The following is a 1390-nucleotide window of genomic DNA, read 5'->3' as shown; positions in this document are numbered from 1 at the left end:
CTATTTCGACACGATTGTTGACCGGTTCATGCCACAGCGGCCAAGCGAGCGTATTGATGACGCGGTTCGCAAAGTCATGAAGGAACTGGCTCCGGATAAGGACGACGCCGAATGAGCCACGACGATCGCAAGCGGGCCGTGGGCAAAGTCACGTCGGTTGCAGCGGACAGATTCGTTGTCGAGATGCACGCGGGGACCGATAATTTCACCGTCGTCGGCTTTGATGATGTGCACTACGTCGCCCGTCTGGGCTCGTTCCTGATGATTCCGACCCACGCAGAGTATGTAGTTGTCGAGGTTGTGGGCCTGCGCGAACGTGACGTTGGGGCGTCATCGAAGGGCGATCTCGACAAGGCCGGATCGGCGAAATTTCTCGACGTTGTGCCCGTAGGCATGCTGCCTGCATCAGGGGAGGGTAGGTTTCGGTTCGGTGTGTCGGTATTCCCTTCGCTCTACGCCGACGCGCTGTATGCCCTCGATAGCGAACTCGATCGGATATTTGAAACCAAAGCCGAGGAAGAGCCGGGTGTCGGGCCAGACGGACAAGTCTGTGTTCCGACGAAGGCTACTCGCTTCCGTGTTTTGACCATTGGTCAGTCCGTCGTGTTCGAGGACTATGCAGTAAAGGTTCGCCTCGACGACTTCTTCGGGGGCCACGTCGCGGTCCTCGGCAACACGGGCAGTGGCAAATCATGCACAGTAGCATCTATTCTGCAGGAGCTTTTTGAGAAACCGAGTGAGCATCATGCCCGCGGCGCCACGTTCGTGGTGTTCGACGTCAACGGCGAGTACCGTCAGGCGTTGGAACCGTTGGCAAAGACAGGCGGGATCGGGATCGATCGAGTTGTGCTCGATGGTAGTGCGACCGGTTTCCGCTTGCCACACTGGTTCCTCGACCTTTCGGAGTGGGAATTGCTACTCCAGGCCAGCGAACGTACACAGGTGCCCATACTGCGCATGGCGCTAGGCCTTTCAACGATGTTCTCAGAAGCTGGCGCGGACGATCTTGATAGTGTCAAGAATCACATCCTCGCCAAGTGCATCACACAAATCATGCGTGATGACTCCAGTAGCCCTTCCAAGCACGACCGGATAGTTGGCATCCTGCAGCGGTTCCACACAACGGATATCAATCTGCAATCTATCCAGCCGTTCATCAAAATTAGCTTCGGTCAAATGGCCGATGCCGAAGGTTTGGACGACTTTCTCATCGGCGAAAATTCGTTTGTGATCGACGAACTCAAACTACCGGACTACGAAAACATACCCTTCGATTTCCGGTCACTCGGGGAGGCAATGGACCTGGCCATCCTCTACGAGGAGGCGCATGGCAACCGCCAGATTCGTGACTACTGCTCGCAGATGGTCACGCGCCTAAAGTCCCTTGAGG

At 56.3% G+C, this 1390-nt stretch carries 1 protein-coding gene; it reads left to right on the top strand.

All coding sequences use genetic code 11. The features are described from left to right. Positions 1 to 111: 111 nt before the first annotated feature. On the top strand, positions 112 to 1390 hold a 1279-nt coding region (locus EOA27_RS36535), incomplete at its 3' end, for a DUF87 domain-containing protein (protein WP_127258721.1).

The organism is Mesorhizobium sp. M2A.F.Ca.ET.037.01.1.1 (assembly GCF_003998075.1).
Lineage (GTDB): Bacteria > Pseudomonadota > Alphaproteobacteria > Rhizobiales > Rhizobiaceae > Mesorhizobium.
The sequence above is the reverse complement of the archived record's forward strand: the minus strand, read 5'-3'. Positions and strand labels throughout refer to the sequence as shown.